The sequence below is a fragment of the Staphylococcus aureus genome, assembly GCF_001027105.1.
Lineage (GTDB): Bacteria > Bacillota > Bacilli > Staphylococcales > Staphylococcaceae > Staphylococcus > Staphylococcus aureus.
On record NZ_CP011526.1, the window covers coordinates 975,926 to 993,916 of the forward strand.

The following is a 17,991-nucleotide window of genomic DNA, read 5'->3' on the forward strand; positions in this document are numbered from 1 at the left end:
GAATAAGAGGAGGATTAAGCATGCGTTTATATATTAATGAAATTAAAATTAAAGATGACATACTTTATTGTTATACAGAAGATTCTATTAAAGGATTATCTGAAGTAGGACAAATGCTCGTTGATAGTGATAATTATGCCTTTGCGTATACATTAGATGATGGTAAAGCGTATGCTTATCTCATTTTCGTACAAGAAACATGGACGATGTTGCATGAAAACATGACTAAAAAAATTATTATCAATGATGAACTAGAATTGACTGAATTCCACCAAGAACTTACTTATATTTTAGACAACATAAAAGGGAATAATAATTATGGTAAGGAATTTGTTGCAACCGTTGAAGAAACATTCGACATTGAATAAAGCGGGGTGAAGCACTATGAATCAATGGGATCAGTTCTTAACACCTTATAAGCAAGCGGTTGATGAGTTGAAAGTGAAACTTAAAGGCATGCGCAAACAATATGAAGTTGGTGAACAAGCGTCGCCAATAGAATTTGTTACTGGTCGTGTTAAACCAATCGCTAGTATTATAGATAAGGCAAACAAACGACAAATACCATTTGATAGGTTAAGAGAAGAAATGTACGATATCGCTGGTTTAAGAATGATGTGCCAATTTGTTGAAGATATTGATGTTGTCGTCAATATTTTAAGACAAAGAAAAGATTTTAAAGTAATTGAAGAACGAGATTATATTCGTAACACTAAAGAAAGTGGTTACCGCTCGTATCATGTCATTATTGAATATCCAATTGAAACATTACAAGGCCAAAAATTTATATTGGCTGAGATTCAGATTCGTACATTAGCAATGAATTTCTGGGCAACGATTGAACATACTTTACGATATAAATATGATGGTGCTTATCCGGATGAAATTCAACATCGTTTGGAAAGAGCGGCAGAAGCAGCGTATTTACTTGATGAAGAGATGTCTGAAATTAAAGATGAAATTCAGGAAGCTCAAAAATATTACACGCAAAAACGTTCTAAAAAACATGAAAATGATTAACGAGGTGTTATAAATCATGCGTTATACAATTTTAACTAAAGGTGACTCCAAGTCTAATGCCTTAAAGCATAAAATGATGAACTATATGAAAGATTTTCGCATGATTGAGGATAGTGAAAATCCTGAAATTGTTATTTCAGTTGGTGGTGACGGTACATTACTACAAGCATTCCATCAGTATAGCCACATGTTATCAAAAGTGGCATTTGTTGGAGTTCATACAGGTCATTTAGGATTTTATGCGGATTGGTTACCTCATGAAGTTGAAAAATTAATCATCGAAATTAATAATTCAGAGTTTCAGGTCATTGAATATCCATTGCTTGAAATTATTATGAGATACAACGACAACGGCTATGAAACAAGGTATTTAGCATTAAATGAAGCAACGATGAAAACTGAAAATGGCTCAACACTTGTTGTGGATGTTAACTTAAGAGGGAAACACTTTGAGCGATTTAGAGGCGATGGATTATGTGTATCAACACCTTCGGGTTCAACGGCTTATAACAAAGCGCTAGGTGGCGCACTGATACATCCTTCACTTGAAGCAATGCAAATTACAGAAATTGCCTCGATAAATAATCGTGTGTTTAGAACGGTAGGATCACCACTTGTATTACCAAAGCATCATACATGTTTAATATCACCAGTTAATCATGATACCATTAGAATGACGATAGATCATGTTAGTATCAAACATAAAAATGTTAATTCAATACAATACCGTGTAGCAAATGAAAAAGTGAGGTTTGCACGTTTTAGACCATTCCCATTCTGGAAACGTGTGCACGATTCTTTCATATCAAGTGATGAAGAACGATGAAATTTAAGTATCATATATCACAACAAGAAACTGTTAAAACTTTTTTAGCACGACATGATTTTTCTAAGAAGACAGTGAGCGCCATTAAAAATAATGGCGCTTTAATTGTTAATGATGAACCAGTCACAGTGCGTAAGCAATTAATGACAAATGATATATTAGAAATTCATTTACCGCGAGAAATACCGAGTGTTAATTTAATACCTTATGCTCGTAAGCTAGAAGTATTGTATGAAGATGCTTTTATCATCATAGTTACTAAACCAAACAATCAAAATTGTACGCCTTCGAGAGAACATCCTCATGAAAGTTTAATCGAACAAGTACTATATCATTGTCAGGAACATGGTGAAAATATTAACCCACATATTGTTACGCGTCTAGATCGTAATACAACTGGTATTGTGATATTCGCTAAATATGGACATATCCATCATTTATTTTCTAAAGTAAACTTGAAAAAAATATATACTTGCCTTGTATATGGTAAAACCCATACATCTGGTATTATTGAAGCTAATATTAGACGGTCAAAGGATAGGATTATAACTAGAGAAGTTGCCTCGGATGGTAAATACGCTAAAACATCTTATGAAGTAATAAATCAGAATGATAAATACAGTTTATGCAAAGTTCATTTGCATACGGGACGTACACATCAAATTCGTGTACATTTTCAACATATTGGGCATCCAATTGTGGGAGATTCTTTGTATGATGGTTTTCATGACAAAATTCATGGTCAAGTACTGCAATGTACGCAAATATATTTTGTTCATCCAATCAATAAGAACAATATTTATATTACAATTGATTATAAGCAATTACTTAAATTATTCAATCAACTCTAATTCACACAGGGGGTGTAAGTATGTCAATGAACACAGATGAAAAAGAGCGTGTTCAAGAGGAATTATACGACCAAACTTTATTAGATCAATATTTAGAAAATGATGATATTGATCAATTTAGAGATGAATTTCTAGCATTACACACATATGAACAAAGTGAGTATTTTGAAGATACTACCGATGAAAATAGACAAAAGATTTTTCAATATTTATCACCTGAAGAAGTTGCAAATTTCTTTGATCAATTAGATATTGATGACGATGAATATGAGTTGCTATTTGATAAGATGAATGCGACATACGCAAGTCACATATTAGAAGAAATGTCATACGACAATGCAGTAGATATTTTAAATGAGTTGACTAAACCAAAAGTTGCTAGTCTTTTAACATTGATGAATAAAGATGACGCGAATGAAATCAAAGCATTACTTCACTATGATGAGGATACGGCCGGCGGTATTATGACGACGGAGTATTTATCACTTAAAGCGCATACGCCTGTTAAAGAAGCATTATTATTGGTCAAAGCGCAAGCACCAGACGCAGAAACAATATATGTTATATTTGTCGTTGATGATGATGGTAAATTAGTAGGTGTTTTATCGCTAAGAGATTTAATTGTAGCTGAAAATGATGCTTATATTGAAGATATTATGAATGAACGTGTCATTAGTGTGAATGTAGCAGACGACCAAGAAGATGTTGCTCAAGTTATGAGAGACTATGATTTCATGGCTGTACCTGTTATAGATTACCAAGAACATTTGCTTGGTATCATCACGATTGATGATATTTTAGACGTTATGGATGAAGAGGCTAGTGAAGACTACTCTCGTTTAGCCGGGGTATCAGATATCGATTCGACTAATGATTCAATCATTAAAACAGCATTAAAACGTTTACCATGGTTGATTATTTTAACATTTTTAGGAATGATTACTGCGACAATTTTAGGGAGATTCGAAAAAACATTAGAAAATGTAGCGCTACTCGCAGCGTTTATTCCTATTATTAGTGGTATGTCAGGAAATTCAGGTACACAATCTTTAGCCGTTTCAGTTCGTAACATTACGACAGGGGAAATTAATGAGCAAAGTAAATTTAGAATTGCATTAAGAGAAGCAGGAAGTGGTGTATTATCGGGTGTTGTATGTTCAACAATATTATTTACAATTATTGTTGCAATATATCATCAGCCACTTTTAGCATTAATCGTTGCAGGAAGTTTAACTTGTGCGATGACGGTGGGGACGTTTGTAGGTTCGATGATTCCATTATTGATGAATAAATTAAATATCGATCCAGCAGTGGCTAGTGGACCATTTATTACAACAATTAATGATATTATTAGTATGTTGATTTATTTTGGTTTAGCTACATCATTTATGGCTTACTTAATTTAAGGAGGAGTTATGGAGTTTTTATCTTTAGTTATTGTTGTTTTAGCAGCGTTTTTAACTCCAATAATTGTCAATCGATTAAATATTAATTTCTTGCCAGTTGTTGTTGCAGAAATTTTGATGGGGATTGTGATTGGAAATTCATTTCTAAATATAGTAGAAAGGGATTCAATTCTAAATATTTTATCAACGTTAGGCTTTATCTTTTTAATGTTTTTAAGTGGTTTAGAAATTGATTTTAAAGCTTTTAAAAAAGATAAACGCGCACGTCAAGGACAAAATGATGATGAATCCTCAATTCCAGGGCATCTTAATCTAGCGTTAACTGTATTTGCATTTATTATGATTATTTCGATTCTTTTAGCGTATGTATTTAAATGGCTTGGATTAGTGGATGATGTGTTATTAATGGTCATTATCATTTCAACTATTTCCTTAGGCGTAGTTGTTCCAACTTTAAAAGAAATGAATATTATGAGAACAACTATAGGGCAATTTATCCTATTAGTAGCAGTACTTGCGGACTTAGTAACTATGATTTTATTAACGGTCTATGGCGCAATCAATGGTCAAGGCGGCAGTACAATATGGTTAATAGGTATATTAGTTGTTTTCACAGCAATTTCATATATTTTAGGTGTTCAATTTAAAAGAATGTCATTTTTACAAAAATTGATGGATGGTACGACGCAAATCGGTATTCGTGCGGTATTTGCATTAATAATATTATTAGTAGCCCTAGCAGAGGGAGTTGGCGCAGAAAATATATTAGGTGCATTCTTAGCAGGTGTCGTTGTTTCATTATTAAATCCAGATGAAGAAATGGTTGAAAAGTTAGACTCATTTGGTTATGGGTTCTTTATTCCTATTTTCTTTATAATGGTTGGTGTAGATTTAAACATACCTTCATTAATTAAAGAACCGAAATTACTAATTATCATACCGATTTTAATCGTTGCATTTATCATTTCAAAATTAATTCCAGTCATGTTTATTCGACGTTGGTTTGATATGAAAACAACGATTGCATCAGCATTTTTATTAACATCAACATTATCGCTCGTGATAGCTGCAGCCAAAATTTCAGAAAGATTAAATGCTATTTCAGCTGAAACGTCAGGTATATTAATTTTAAGCGCAGTCATTACATGTGTATTCGTTCCGATTATTTTCAAAAAACTGTTTCCAGTTCCAGATGAGTTTAACCGTAAAATTGAAGTTAGTTTAATTGGTAAAAATCAATTAACGATTCCTATAGCGCAAAATTTAACATCTCAGTTATATGACGTGACATTATATTATCGCAAAGACTTGAGTGATCGTCGTCAATTGTCAGATGATATCACGATGATAGAAATTGCTGATTATGAACAAGATGTTTTAGAACGACTAGGTCTGTTTGACCGAGACATAGTTGTTTGTGCTACGAATGACGATGATATTAACCGAAAAGTTGCTAAATTAGCCAAAGCACATCAAGTTGAGCGTGTCATTTGCAGACTTGAAAGCACAACGGACGATACAGAGTTAGTTGATTCAGGTATTGAAATTTTCAGTAGCTACTTAAGTAATAAAATCTTATTAAAAGGTTTAATTGAAACACCTAACATGTTGAATTTATTAAGTAATGTTGAAACGTCACTATATGAAATTCAAATGTTAAATTATAAATATGAAAATATTCAATTACGTAATTTCCCATTCGGAGGAGACATCATCTTCGTGCGTATTATCCGTAATAATGAGTCGATTGTTCCGCATGGAGATACACAATTGCGATATGGAGATCGCTTAATTGTTACCGGTGCTAAAGAATACGTTGATGAATTGAAGCAAGAGTTAGAATTTTATTTTTAACAATAATGATATTAAAATGCAGACGTATTTTAGTACGACGTAAAATTAATGATTTTAAAATGCTAGTATGTATATGATTTTGATAAATAAATGCTTTTTACGTAAATCAAGTTTGATACAGAAAGGACTAAATCAAACATTTATCGTTGTAATACGTTTAAATAACTTTATTAAAAAGTCATAATAGTGTTAAAATGTATTGACGAATAAAAAGTTAGTTAAAACTGGGATTAGATATTCTATCCGTTAAATTAATTATTATAAGGAGTTATCTTACATGTTAAATCTTGAAAACAAAACATATGTCATCATGGGAATCGCTAATAAGCGTAGTATTGCTTTTGGTGTCGCTAAAGTTTTAGATCAATTAGGTGCTAAATTAGTATTTACTTACCGTAAAGAACGTAGCCGTAAAGAGCTTGAAAAATTATTAGAACAATTAAATCAACCAGAAGCGCACTTATATCAAATTGATGTTCAAAGCGATGAAGAGGTTATTAATGGTTTTGAGCAAATTGGTAAAGATGTTGGCAATATTGATGGTGTATATCATTCAATCGCATTTGCTAATATGGAAGACTTACGCGGACGCTTTTCTGAAACTTCACGTGAAGGCTTCTTGTTAGCTCAAGACATTAGTTCTTACTCATTAACAATTGTGGCTCATGAAGCTAAAAAATTAATGCCAGAAGGTGGTAGCATTGTTGCAACAACATATTTAGGTGGCGAATTCGCAGTTCAAAACTATAATGTGATGGGTGTTGCTAAAGCGAGCTTAGAAGCAAATGTTAAATATTTAGCATTAGACTTAGGTCCAGATAATATTCGCGTTAATGCAATTTCAGCTGGTCCAATCCGTACATTAAGTGCAAAAGGTGTGGGTGGTTTCAATACAATTCTTAAAGAAATCGAAGAGCGTGCACCTTTAAAACGTAATGTTGATCAAGTAGAAGTAGGTAAAACTGCGGCTTACTTATTAAGTGATTTATCAAGTGGCGTTACAGGTGAAAATATTCATGTAGATAGCGGATTCCACGCAATTAAATAATATCATTCAACAGCTTTGTTCACGTTATTATATATGTGAGCAAAGCTTTTTTGCTTTTATAATAATCGGACTGATGGAAAATTATTTGATATTTCATTTGACTGATTTTTTATGCACAAAAAAATCGCCTCAAAAGCTGTAGTTTCAACTTTTGATGCGATAGTATCTTATATTCTTAAAAGACATCCACAGAATTAGTCCTTAACATTACTGTTTGCTTTATCAATAATGCGTTGGCGGTATTTGAAAATATTACTAACAACCGTTTTAAGTACAGCATATAATGGCACTGCAATCAGAACTAATGTAAAGCCACCTAAATCTCCTGCTGCTAAAATAACAACGATAATTGTTAAAGGATGGATACTTAAAGATTTACCCATTACATTTGGTGTAATGATATTACCTTCAAGTTGATGTGCAATTAATGTAATGATACAAACCCATATAAATGTAGTAGGACTATCTATAATACCGAGTATTGCTGCAGGTGCAAATGATAACCATGAACCTAAGAAAGGAATTAAGTTTGCGACACCAGCAAATAGTACTAATAAAGGAATATATGGTAAGTCAATAATTGAATAACCGATATATAAGAATATACCTAAAATAACACTGACAGTTACTTGACCTTGAATGTAAGATTTTAATGTAAAGTTTAAATCAGTTAATAAATCTACGAAAAATACTTTACGTTCACCTTTGAAAAATTTAGCAACAGCTGGGATAAATTTTTCATGGTCTTTTAACATATAAATTAAGAAGAATGGAACCATAATCAATAAGAAGATGGTTGAAATTAATGATGTAATGTACTGTAATGAATTAGATAAAATATTAGTAACGCCATCACCCATTGATTTAACCATATTTGTAATTCTACTTGTTACATCTTCAGGTAATTTATCCATTTGAGCTAGTGCGAATTTAATAATTTGCTCTGCTTCTTTTTGTAGGGCAGGTGTCTGACTAATTAAATTGTTGATATTTGAAATGATGATTGGTGCAACAAACGCAACAATTAAGCCGATAATAGCAAACAAAGCTAACATGATTGTTGTTATACTAGCCCATCTTGGAAAACCGACTTTTTCAAGTAAGTTTTGAAAAGGTAGACAGATATAAAATAAAAAACCACTAATTAAAAATGGAAGAAATACAGAACCGATGATTGTAGCTATTGGAGTAAATACTTCGTGCACTTCCATAAATAGTTTGATGAGAATGAACAGCATAATCAGAGCGATGCCAGTTCGGAACCAAACCTTGTTTAACATAAACGATGTTCCTCCTATTTTTCTAAACTTAGTTATTATTTAGTATATCCTAAATAGCAGTGCTTAAAAAGGTTAATATTTTTTAAATATACTTAAATTAACCATTCACTTTCTATTTTAAGATATTTACTTTCAATAGTTTGTGAGACTTTTCAATGACTCGTAAGTCTGCAATTGGATCAAACAGCACCAGTTTATATGAATAACTTATTTTAATATTAAACGTGTTTAAATAGTGAAATGATCATATTAATATTTATAAGAATATTCTGAAAAATATATTGAAGTGTCTCGTGCTTAATCGTATAATATTTTTATGTTTAAACAATAGGGGGAATCTTATGATTGAAAAATTAGTAACCTTTTTAAATGAGGTTGTTTGGAGTAAGCCATTAGTTTATGGTTTGCTAATTACTGGTGTGCTATTTACATTGCGTATGCGATTTTTTCAAGTTAGACATTTTAAAGAAATGATTCGATTAATGTTTCAAGGAGAGAAGTCTCCTAATGGTATTTCAAGTTTTCAAGCGATAGCCATGTCTTTAGCAGGCAGGGTTGGTACAGGTAATATTGTCGGTGTATCTACTGCAATATTTATAGGAGGACCTGGTGCAGTATTTTGGATGTGGATTACTGCGTTTTTAGGTGCAAGTAGTGCTTTTATTGAATCTACACTTGGTCAAATATTCAAGAGAGTTGAAAATAATGAATACCGTGGTGGACCAGCGTATTATATTGAATATGGTATTGGTGGTAAATTTGGTAAAATTTACGGAATTATCTTTGCTATTGTTACGATTATCTCAGTAGGTCTATTGCTTCCTGGTGTGCAATCTAACGCTATAGCAAGTTCTATGCATAATGCGATTCATGTTCCACAATGGTTAATGGGTGGTATTGTTGTAGTTATTTTGGGATTAATTATTTTTGGTGGTGTACGTATTATTGCCAATGTTGCAACAGCCGTTGTACCATTTATGGCAATTATTTACATACTGATGGCTGTCATTATCATTTGTATCAATATACAAGAAGTGCCAGCGTTATTTGCATTAATTTTCAAATCAGCATTTGGATTACAATCTGCTTTTGGTGGTATCGTTGGCGCAATGATAGAGATTGGTGTTAAACGTGGATTATATTCAAATGAGGCTGGTCAAGGTACAGGTCCACACGCAGCAGCGGCAGCAGAAGTATCACATCCAAGTAAACAAGGTCTAGTACAAGCATTTTCAGTTTATATTGATACATTATTTGTATGTACTGCAACTGCTCTGATTATACTTATTTCTGGTACATATAATGTGACTGATGGTACGGTTAATGCGAATGGCACACCGCATTTAATTAAAGATGGCGGTATTTATGTTGAAAATGCAACAGGTAAAGATTATTCAGGTACTGCGATGTATGCACAAGCCGGCATTGATAAAGCGTTCCATGGCAGTGGTTATCAATTTGATCCTACTTTCTCTGGCGTAGGTTCGTACTTTATTGCATTTGCTTTATTCTTCTTTGCATTTACTACAATTTTGTCGTACTACTACATTACAGAAACAAATGTTGCTTATTTAACGCGTAATCAAAATAATCAAGTTTCATCGATATTTATTAATATTGCTCGTGTGATTATTTTGTTCGCTACATTTTACGGTGCAGTTAAAACAGCTGATGTAGCATGGGCATTCGGTGATTTAGGTGTAGGTCTAATGGCTTGGTTAAATATCATTGCGATTTGGATTTTACATAAGCCTGCCGTAAATGCTTTAAAAGATTATGAAATTCAAAAGAAACGTTTAGGCAACGGTTATAATGCAGTTTATCAACCTGATCCGAATAAATTACCTAATGCTGTCTTTTGGTTGAAGACGTATCCAGAACGTTTAAAACAAGCACGTGCCAAAAAGTAATCTACTTTTGTTTATAGTATATGTAGTGATCATTTGATAAAAAAGAAAAGTATTGAGAATTTTAGGTGCTCAGAAATTTGAATTTTAAAAATATAGTGTCTCTTGGTACAATAACAATACAACTACTAGGGGCACTTTTTTATGTCAGAATTTAAAACTGGTAAGATTAATAAACATGTTTTATATAGTAATATTTTAAATAGAGATGTCACGTTAAGTATTTATTTACCAGAATCTTATAATCAACTTGTTAAATATAATGTCATTCTTTGCTTTGACGGATTAGATTTTTTACGTTTCGGGAGAATACAACGTACATATGAATCGTTAATCAAAGAAGCGCGTATTGATGATGCGATCATTGTTGGATTCCATTATGAAGACGTTGATAAGCGTAGAGAGGAATTTCATCCACAAGGAAGTCGTTCTCATTTAACTATTCAATCAGTCGGTAAAGAAATATTGCCATTTATTGACTCGACGTTTTCTACACTGAAAGTAGGTAATGCAAGGTTATTAGTAGGGGATAGTTTAGCGGGTAGTATTGCCTTATTAACGGCGTTGACCTATCCAACGATTTTTAGTCGTGTAGCAATGTTAAGTCCACATTCAGATGAAAAAGTATTAGATAAGCTAAATCAATGTGCAAATAAAGAACAATTGACAATTTGGCATGTCATTGGTCTAGATGAAAAAGATTTTACTTTACCAACAAATGGTAAGCGTGCCGATTTCTTAACACCGAATAGAGAATTAGCTGAACAAATTAAGAAATATAATATAACTTATTATTACGATGAATTTGATGGTGGTCACCAATGGAAAGATTGGAAACCATTGCTGTCAGATATATTATTGTATTTTTTAAGTAAAAACACAGATGATCAACTTTATGAATAATTTACATTAGTAGATTTAGTATGAATTGTCTTCATATAGTCTGGTCTATAATATAATTTATAAAAGATTTTACTGTTTAATTTAATTTAAATTTGACGAAATTGCAAAAGATGTATAATGAATTATTTTTAATGTAACGGTTTTCAAAGAAATTTGATATAATAGCAATAGGTTAAACAAAGGAGGAATTCAGATGATTTTAGGATTAGCATTAATTCCATCAAAGTCATTTCAAGAAGCGGTGGATTCTTACCGTAAAAGATATGATAAACAGTATTCACGAATTAAACCACATGTGACAATTAAAGCGCCATTTGAAATTAAAGATGGTGATTTAGATTCTGTCATTGAACAGGTTAGAGCTCGTATTAATGGTATACCAGCAGTAGAAGTTCATGCTACAAAAGCTTCTAGCTTCAAACCAACGAACAATGTGATTTACTTTAAAGTTGCGAAGACGGACGACTTAGAAGAATTGTTTAATCGCTTTAATGGAGAAGATTTCTATGGAGAAGCTGAACATGTTTTTGTGCCACACTTTACAATAGCACAAGGACTATCTAGCCAAGAATTCGAAGATATTTTTGGTCAAGTAGCATTAGCTGGGGTAGACCATAAAGAAATTATCGATGAATTAACTTTGTTACGTTTTGACGATGACGAAGATAAATGGAAAGTTATTGAAACGTTTAAATTAGCTTAAGTAACATAATAGTATTGTTAATCGTAGTATGTTTGAATTAATAAGAAAATGGTCATTTTTATTGAATGTAATAAAAATGACCATTTTCTTTATTTTAAAATACGTTTTAACCTTACTTAGCTTTTTCTCTATTTACTATAAAGTAGCTTCCATAAAATACAGCTAAGACTAAAAAGATTAATGCCGAGAAATAAAATGTATTGTTTAAATTGTTGGTAAATTGTGTAATTAATCCGCCAAATAATGGCCCTATCATTGAGCCGAATCCTTGGATACTATTAAAAACACCCCAAGTTTCTTCTTGTTCATCTGATTTGATAAATCGTGCCATAAAGGTATTCCATGCTGGTAATAAGATGCCATACATTAGACCGATAGCTAAAGCGATAATCCACAAGATGTGAATATTAACAATCATAGATAGAGTAAAAATTAATATCATGTATAAAATAAATCCGCTTAGAATAACACCATACATAAAGTTTCTGCTGCGGTTATCTATTAGTTTCGATAAAAATAGCATCGAAACTGCACAGCCGATACCACCAATAATGATTGCAACAGTATATTCAATTGTGCTTACGTTAATAACCTTAGTAGCATATGTTGGTAATATAGGAACTAGGGCAGCAATTGCGGCACCTTGTAAAAGAATACCAGGGAACAACAATAAATGGCGCTTTGTCACATCAACAATTTGTCTCAATTGAGCTTTAACTGGACGAGTATTATAATTTGTTAACTTTACATCGACAAAATAATATAATATCCATGCAATTAAAACGACTAAAGACATCATGAAGGCAAAGCGTGTTGGGTGCACTTTGATAAGTAGATTCATAAAAACCATACCTACCAATAGGCCTAACAACCATGAAAAATAAACATAGCCCATTTGTTTGCCACGTTTATCTTCTTCAACACTGGATAACATAATGACCCAAATAGGACTAACTGCAATACCGAGCATCATAGCACTAAATATGATTACAAAAGGTGATGCTGGAAACCAAATAACTAAAAATAAACTTGTAAATGCTAAAATAAATCCAGTCGTTAAAACGATTTTTGTGCCGAATTTTTTCAGTAAAAATCCTATAACAAAGTTTGTAGATGCATCAGCAATAAAATGTATTGAAAATGCTAGAGACGTTATTGCTACAGCAATGGATGTAACTGTTGGCAAGAAATTAATATAGCTTAGGATATACATGCCTCTCGCAAATTCCATTAAAAATAAGATAATAAGCATTAAAATGAAATTTTTATGATTAGCGTAATTATTTAACGAAGAATCTTGCATATAAAGGAACCTTTCCATAAATCTCTTGTGGTTGTGATGAATGACCGATTAAATCAAGTAAGTCTCGACATATTGTCTGTGTAGCATACTTAATTTTATCTTGTTCCATTGTACTAATCATGTTAGTTAATTGCTCATTACCGTTAGTTAAACTTGCTACAATTTTTATTGCTTCTTCTGGAGTATCAGCGATTTTACCAAAACCTTTTTCTTCAAAGTAAAGGGCATTTTCAAGCTCTTGACCAGGTGCAGGATTTAGGAAAATCATTGGAATACAACGGGCGAAACCTTCAGTTATTGTGATACCACCAGGTTTCGTAATCATAAGTTGACTTGATGCCATCCATTCATTCATGTGTTTGGTATAACCTAGAATCAATACATTCTCGTTAGATTTAAACTTAGCTGTTAAAGAACGCTTTAGCTCTTTGCTCTTACCACAAATCATAACTACTTGTGCATTTGCACTTTTCGCTAATATATCAGTAATCATCGTGTCAAAACCTTTAGATACACCAAATGCACCAGCTGACATTAAAATAGTTTGCTTATCTGGATCTAAGTTGTTGTCTATTAACCACTGCTTTTGATTAATAGGCGTTTCAAATTTGTTATCAATAGGAATACCTGTCACTTTAACTGTTGAAGGATCAATACCTACGTCTATGAAGTCTTGTTTCGTTTCTTTTGTTGCCACATAATATCTTGTTGAATACGGCGTAATCCAGTTTTTATGTAAGCGATAGTCTGTCATCACTGTAGCAACTGGAATATTAATGTTAAATTGCTCAGTTAGTACCGACATAACTGGTGTAGGAAACGTTAATAATATTAAATCTGGCTTTTCTTTTATCAATAAATTAATTAACTTATTAAGTCCATAGTATTTGTAAAAACATTTGTCTAGTTTATCTGGGCGGCTGTAATAAAACCCTTTGTACATATTTCTAAAATATTTAAAGCTATTGATATACCATTTTTTACAAATAGAAGTCAAAATTGGATGAGCTTCCATAAATAAATCGTGCTCAATGACGCTTAAATGGTCTAGATTCATATCATTAAGTTGATTAACGATACTCTGTGTAACTTGCATATGACCGTTACCGAATGAGCCAGTAATAATCAATATCTTTTTATTTTGAGTAACCATTAATAGCCACCCTCCGTTAGTTTGAAAATTTTATTTAAGTGTAACTTATTTTACGGCATTATAAAAGAAATAAAGACGCAAAGTCGTTACATTTATAGCAATTTTAATCTATAGATGAATTGATACAAAATAAAACGTTATTTTATAAAGCAATTTATTGTTCTATGTTTTATTTGTATATTTAAAATTATCCAGTATACAATTATAGCATATTTTTGGAAACAATTATGATATTATACCATGTTACAAGATGGTTTTAATAATTTAAGATGAGCCATAATTGTAAAACTAATTCATAATACCGTATGTTTTATTTTTAATAGTAGAAATTAGAAAATGCTGATTAGTAGGATATAACAGTGAAATTATAAATTTATTAACATCAACAAAACGTGTATAATAAACATATTGTAGAAAAAGGAGCGGTTCAGTTTGGATGCAAGTACGTTGTTTAAGAAAGTAAAAGTAAAGCGTGTATTGGGTTCTTTAGAACAACAAATAGATGATATCACTACTGATTCACGTACAGCGAGAGAAGGTAGCATTTTTGTCGCTTCAGTTGGATATACTGTAGACAGTCATAAGTTCTGTCAAAATGTAGCTGATCAAGGGTGTAAGTTGGTAGTGGTCAATAAAGAACAATCATTACCAGCTAACGTAACACAAGTGGTTGTGCCGGACACATTAAGAGTAGCTAGTATTCTAGCACACACATTATATGATTATCCGAGTCATCAGTTAGTGACATTTGGTGTAACGGGTACAAATGGTAAAACTTCTATTGCGACGATGATTCATTTAATTCAAAGAAAGTTACAAAAAAATAGTGCATATTTAGGAACTAATGGTTTCCAAATTAATGAAACAAAGACAAAAGGTGCAAATACGACACCAGAAACAGTTTCTTTAACTAAGAAAATTAAAGAAGCAGTTGATGCAGGCGCTGAATCTATGACATTAGAAGTATCAAGCCATGGCTTAGTATTAGGACGACTGCGAGGCGTTGAATTTGACATTGCAATATTTTCAAATTTAACACAAGACCATTTAGATTTTCATGGCACAATGGAAGCATACGGACACGCGAAGTCTTTATTGTTTAGTCAATTAGGTGAAGATTTGTCGAAAGAAAAGTATGTCGTGTTAAACAATGACGATTCATTTTCTGAGTATTTAAGAACAGTGACGCCTTATGAAGTATTTAGTTATGGAATTGATGAGGAAGCCCAATTTATGGCTAAAAATATTCAAGAATCTTTACAAGGTGTCAGCTTTGATTTTGTAACGCCTTTTGGAACTTACCCAGTAAAATCGCCTTATGTTGGTAAGTTTAATATTTCTAATATTATGGCGGCAATGATTGCGGTGTGGAGTAAAGGTACATCTTTAGAAACGATTATTAAAGCTGTTGAAAATTTAGAACCTGTTGAAGGGCGATTAGAAGTTTTAGATCCTTCGTTACCTATTGATTTAATTATCGATTATGCACATACAGCTGATGGTATGAACAAATTAATCGATGCAGTACAGCCTTTTGTAAAGCAAAAGTTGATATTTTTAGTTGGTATGGCAGGCGAACGTGATTTAACTAAAACGCCTGAAATGGGGCGAGTTGCCTGTCGTGCAGATTATGTCATTTTCACACCGGATAATCCGGCAAATGATGACCCGAAAATGTTAACGGCAGAATTAGCCAAAGGTGCAACACATCAAAACTATATTGAATTTGATGATCGTGCAGAAGGGATAAAACATGCAATTGACATAGCTGAGCCTGGGGATACTGTCGTTTTAGCATCAAAAGGAAGAGAACCATATCAAATCATGCCAGGGCATATTAAGGTGCCACATCGAGATGATTTAATTGGCCTTGAAGCAGCTTACAAAAAGTTCGGTGGTGGCCCTGTTGATTAATAAAAGATTTATTGATGAAGGTAAAACTATTGATGTTTATTTATTCGAAGCATTAAATAACCAGATAATCATTGCTATACCAGATTGGTTTTGGTCATATCAGATGGCAATGACATTAGATGAAGAAACTTGTTTTGAAGCAATACTCATGCAATTGTTTGTTTTTAAAGAAGAGGAAGAGGCAGAATCGATTGCATCACAACTAACAGATTGGATAGAAACATATAAAAAGGAGAAAGACTAATGAACTTAAAGCAAGAAGTTGAGTCTAGAAAGACTTTTGCGATTATTTCACATCCCGATGCAGGGAAAACAACGTTAACTGAAAAACTATTGTACTTCAGTGGTGCTATTCGTGAAGCGGGTACAGTTAAAGGGAAGAAGACTGGTAAATTTGCGACAAGTGACTGGATGAAAGTTGAACAAGAGCGTGGTATTTCTGTAACTAGTTCAGTAATGCAATTTGATTACGATGATTATAAAATCAATATCTTAGATACACCAGGACATGAAGACTTTTCAGAAGATACGTATAGAACATTAATGGCAGTTGACAGTGCTGTCATGGTCATAGACTGTGCAAAAGGTATTGAACCACAAACATTGAAGTTATTTAAAGTTTGTAAAATGCGTGGTATTCCAATCTTTACATTCATTAATAAATTAGACCGAGTAGGTAAAGAACCATTTGAATTATTAGATGAAATCGAAGAGACATTAAATATTGAAACATACCCTATGAATTGGCCAATTGGTATGGGACAAAGTTTCTTTGGCATCATTGATAGAAAGTCTAAAACAATTGAACCATTTAGAGATGAAGAAAATATATTACATTTGAATGATGATTTTGAGTTGGAAGAAGATCATGCAATTACAAATGATAGTGATTTTGAACAAGCGATTGAAGAATTAATGTTGGTTGAAGAAGCGGGTGAAGCCTTTGATAATGACGCGCTGTTGAGTGGAGACTTAACACCTGTATTTTTCGGTTCAGCTTTAGCTAACTTTGGTGTACAAAATTTCTTAAATGCATATGTTGATTTTGCGCCAATGCCAAATGCGAGACAAACAAAAGAAGACGTTGAAGTAAGCCCGTTTGATGATTCATTTTCAGGATTTATCTTTAAAATTCAAGCCAACATGGACCCTAAACACCGTGATAGAATTGCCTTTATGCGTGTCGTTAGTGGTGCATTTGAACGTGGTATGGATGTTACTTTGCAACGTACTAATAAAAAGCAAAAGATCACACGTTCAACGTCATTTATGGCAGACGATAAAGAAACTGTGAATCATGCTGTAGCAGGCGATATCATTGGACTATATGATACTGGTAATTATCAAATTGGAGATACTTTAGTTGGTGGAAAACAAACCTACAGTTTCCAAGATTTACCACAATTTACGCCAGAAATTTTTATGAAAGTTTCTGCTAAAAACGTCATGAAACAGAAGCATTTCCATAAAGGTATTGAACAATTAGTACAAGAAGGTGCGATTCAATACTATAAAACATTACACACAAACCAAATTATTTTAGGTGCTGTTGGTCAGTTACAATTTGAAGTTTTCGAACATAGAATGAAAAACGAATATAATGTTGATGTTGTTATGGAGCCAGTAGGCCGTAAAATTGCACGTTGGATTGAAAATGAAGACCAAATTACAGATAAGATGAACACATCAAGATCGATTTTAGTGAAAGATAGATATGACGATTTAGTATTCTTATTTGAAAATGAATTTGCAACAAGATGGTTTGAAGAGAAATTCCCTGAAATTAAATTGTATAGTTTACTTTAACAGCTCAATTGTATAAT

At 32.5% G+C, this 17,991-nt stretch carries 16 protein-coding genes; 13 read left to right on the top strand and 3 right to left on the bottom strand.

All coding sequences use genetic code 11. From position 1 onward, the window contains the following. Window positions 1-20: 20 nt before the first annotated feature. The 7 genes from AA076_RS04920 (at window position 21) to fabI (ending at window position 7,005) form a co-directional block, all read left to right on the top strand. Window positions 21-368 (top strand): UPF0738 family protein, encoded by a 348-nt coding sequence (locus AA076_RS04920; protein WP_001242102.1) that lies wholly within the window; start codon window positions 21-23, stop codon window positions 366-368. A 16-nt stretch (window positions 369-384) separates the two neighbouring features. Next, window positions 385-1,020 carry a GTP diphosphokinase gene (gene yjbM / locus AA076_RS04925; RefSeq protein WP_001077683.1) on the top strand — a complete coding sequence of 212 codons (636 nt, stop codon included), beginning with the start codon at window positions 385-387 and terminating at the stop codon, window positions 1,018-1,020. Window positions 1,021-1,036: 16 nt separating this feature from the next. Next, window positions 1,037-1,846: an NAD kinase gene (locus tag AA076_RS04930; RefSeq protein ID WP_001270834.1), complete on the top strand. Its 810-nt coding sequence runs from the start codon at window positions 1,037-1,039 to the stop codon at window positions 1,844-1,846. Further along, window positions 1,843-2,697 carry an RluA family pseudouridine synthase gene (locus tag AA076_RS04935; protein ID WP_000669939.1) on the top strand — a complete coding sequence of 285 codons (855 nt, stop codon included), beginning with the start codon at window positions 1,843-1,845 and terminating at the stop codon, window positions 2,695-2,697. The genes AA076_RS04930 and AA076_RS04935 overlap by 4 nt, the downstream gene beginning before the upstream one ends. A 20-nt stretch (window positions 2,698-2,717) precedes the next feature. Then, entirely contained in the window at window positions 2,718-4,103 is a 1,386-nt protein-coding gene (gene mgtE / locus AA076_RS04940; protein WP_000062417.1) for a magnesium transporter, read from the top strand. 9 nt (window positions 4,104-4,112) lie between these two features. Further along, window positions 4,113-5,957 (top strand): monovalent cation:proton antiporter family protein, encoded by a 1,845-nt coding sequence (locus AA076_RS04945; RefSeq protein ID WP_000395153.1) that lies wholly within the window; start codon window positions 4,113-4,115, stop codon window positions 5,955-5,957. A 277-nt stretch (window positions 5,958-6,234) separates the two neighbouring features. After that, window positions 6,235-7,005 carry an enoyl-ACP reductase FabI gene (fabI, locus tag AA076_RS04950; RefSeq protein WP_000933195.1) on the top strand — a complete coding sequence of 257 codons (771 nt, stop codon included), beginning with the start codon at window positions 6,235-6,237 and terminating at the stop codon, window positions 7,003-7,005. 194 nt (window positions 7,006-7,199) lie between these two features. On the opposite strand, the gene cozEa is transcribed toward fabI, so the two are convergent. Next, window positions 7,200-8,285 carry a lipoteichoic acid biosynthesis protein CozEa gene (gene cozEa, locus AA076_RS04955; RefSeq protein ID WP_000933105.1) on the bottom strand — a complete coding sequence of 362 codons (1,086 nt, stop codon included), beginning with the start codon at window positions 8,283-8,285 and terminating at the stop codon, window positions 7,200-7,202. Between the two features lie 341 nt (window positions 8,286-8,626). On the opposite strand from cozEa, the gene AA076_RS04960 reads away from it, so the two are divergent. The 3 genes from AA076_RS04960 (at window position 8,627) to AA076_RS04970 (ending at window position 11,798) form a co-directional block, all read left to right on the top strand. Beyond that, window positions 8,627-10,195, top strand: a complete 1,569-nt coding sequence (locus AA076_RS04960) for an alanine/glycine:cation symporter family protein (protein ID WP_000570692.1) — start codon at window positions 8,627-8,629, stop codon at window positions 10,193-10,195. Window positions 10,196-10,336: 141 nt separating this feature from the next. Then, the gene (locus tag AA076_RS04965; protein WP_001288681.1) at window positions 10,337-11,095 is read left to right on the top strand and encodes an esterase family protein; all 759 of its coding nucleotides are present in this window, start codon (window positions 10,337-10,339) and stop codon (window positions 11,093-11,095) included. 193 nt (window positions 11,096-11,288) lie between these two features. Next, window positions 11,289-11,798 carry a YjcG family protein gene (locus AA076_RS04970; RefSeq protein WP_000600392.1) on the top strand — a complete coding sequence of 170 codons (510 nt, stop codon included), beginning with the start codon at window positions 11,289-11,291 and terminating at the stop codon, window positions 11,796-11,798. Window positions 11,799-11,910: 112 nt separating this feature from the next. Here the strand turns inward: AA076_RS04970 and ltaA are convergent, their stop codons facing one another. Both ltaA and AA076_RS04980 read right to left on the bottom strand, forming a co-directional pair. Beyond that, window positions 11,911-13,101: a lipoteichoic acid biosynthesis MFS flippase LtaA gene (ltaA, locus tag AA076_RS04975; protein ID WP_001154222.1), complete on the bottom strand. Its 1,191-nt coding sequence runs from the start codon at window positions 13,099-13,101 to the stop codon at window positions 11,911-11,913. Then, window positions 13,079-14,254 (bottom strand): diglucosyl diacylglycerol synthase, encoded by a 1,176-nt coding sequence (locus AA076_RS04980; protein ID WP_000258650.1) that lies wholly within the window; start codon window positions 14,252-14,254, stop codon window positions 13,079-13,081. The genes ltaA and AA076_RS04980 overlap by 23 nt, the downstream gene beginning before the upstream one ends. A gap of 432 nt (window positions 14,255-14,686) precedes the next feature. On the opposite strand from AA076_RS04980, the gene AA076_RS04985 reads away from it, so the two are divergent. From AA076_RS04985 to AA076_RS04995, 3 genes are read left to right on the top strand one after another with little or no spacing between them, the layout of a single operon-like run. Next, window positions 14,687-16,168 carry a UDP-N-acetylmuramoyl-L-alanyl-D-glutamate--L-lysine ligase gene (locus tag AA076_RS04985; RefSeq protein WP_002871035.1) on the top strand — a complete coding sequence of 494 codons (1,482 nt, stop codon included), beginning with the start codon at window positions 14,687-14,689 and terminating at the stop codon, window positions 16,166-16,168. Next, complete coding sequence (locus AA076_RS04990) at window positions 16,161-16,412, top strand: YueH family protein (protein WP_000608862.1); 252 nt, start codon at window positions 16,161-16,163, stop codon at window positions 16,410-16,412. Before AA076_RS04985 ends, AA076_RS04990 begins: the two co-directional genes overlap by 8 nt. After that, window positions 16,412-17,974, top strand: coding sequence for a peptide chain release factor 3 (locus AA076_RS04995; RefSeq protein ID WP_001049959.1), 1,563 nt, complete (start codon window positions 16,412-16,414; stop codon window positions 17,972-17,974). The genes AA076_RS04990 and AA076_RS04995 overlap by 1 nt, the downstream gene beginning before the upstream one ends. Window positions 17,975-17,991 lie beyond the last annotated feature (17 nt).

Bases quoted from the DNA above. Each gene is read 5' to 3' on its own strand.
- AA076_RS04920 (WP_001242102.1), top strand. From the start codon at position 21: ATGCGTTTATATATTAATGAAATTAAAATTAAAGATGACATACTTTAT.
- AA076_RS04970 (WP_000600392.1), top strand. From the start codon at position 11,289: ATGATTTTAGGATTAGCATTAATTCCATCAAAGTCATTTCAAGAAGCG.
- AA076_RS04945 (WP_000395153.1), top strand. From the start codon at position 4,113: ATGGAGTTTTTATCTTTAGTTATTGTTGTTTTAGCAGCGTTTTTAACT.
- AA076_RS04965 (WP_001288681.1), top strand. From the start codon at position 10,337: ATGTCAGAATTTAAAACTGGTAAGATTAATAAACATGTTTTATATAGT.
- ltaA (WP_001154222.1), bottom strand. From the start codon at position 13,101: ATGCAAGATTCTTCGTTAAATAATTACGCTAATCATAAAAATTTCATT.
- AA076_RS04935 (WP_000669939.1), top strand. From the start codon at position 1,843: ATGAAATTTAAGTATCATATATCACAACAAGAAACTGTTAAAACTTTT.
- cozEa (WP_000933105.1), bottom strand. From the start codon at position 8,285: ATGTTAAACAAGGTTTGGTTCCGAACTGGCATCGCTCTGATTATGCTG.
- AA076_RS04980 (WP_000258650.1), bottom strand. From the start codon at position 14,254: ATGGTTACTCAAAATAAAAAGATATTGATTATTACTGGCTCATTCGGT.
- mgtE (WP_000062417.1), top strand. From the start codon at position 2,718: ATGTCAATGAACACAGATGAAAAAGAGCGTGTTCAAGAGGAATTATAC.
- AA076_RS04930 (WP_001270834.1), top strand. From the start codon at position 1,037: ATGCGTTATACAATTTTAACTAAAGGTGACTCCAAGTCTAATGCCTTA.
- AA076_RS04960 (WP_000570692.1), top strand. From the start codon at position 8,627: ATGATTGAAAAATTAGTAACCTTTTTAAATGAGGTTGTTTGGAGTAAG.
- fabI (WP_000933195.1), top strand. From the start codon at position 6,235: ATGTTAAATCTTGAAAACAAAACATATGTCATCATGGGAATCGCTAAT.
- AA076_RS04995 (WP_001049959.1), top strand. From the start codon at position 16,412: ATGAACTTAAAGCAAGAAGTTGAGTCTAGAAAGACTTTTGCGATTATT.
- yjbM (WP_001077683.1), top strand. From the start codon at position 385: ATGAATCAATGGGATCAGTTCTTAACACCTTATAAGCAAGCGGTTGAT.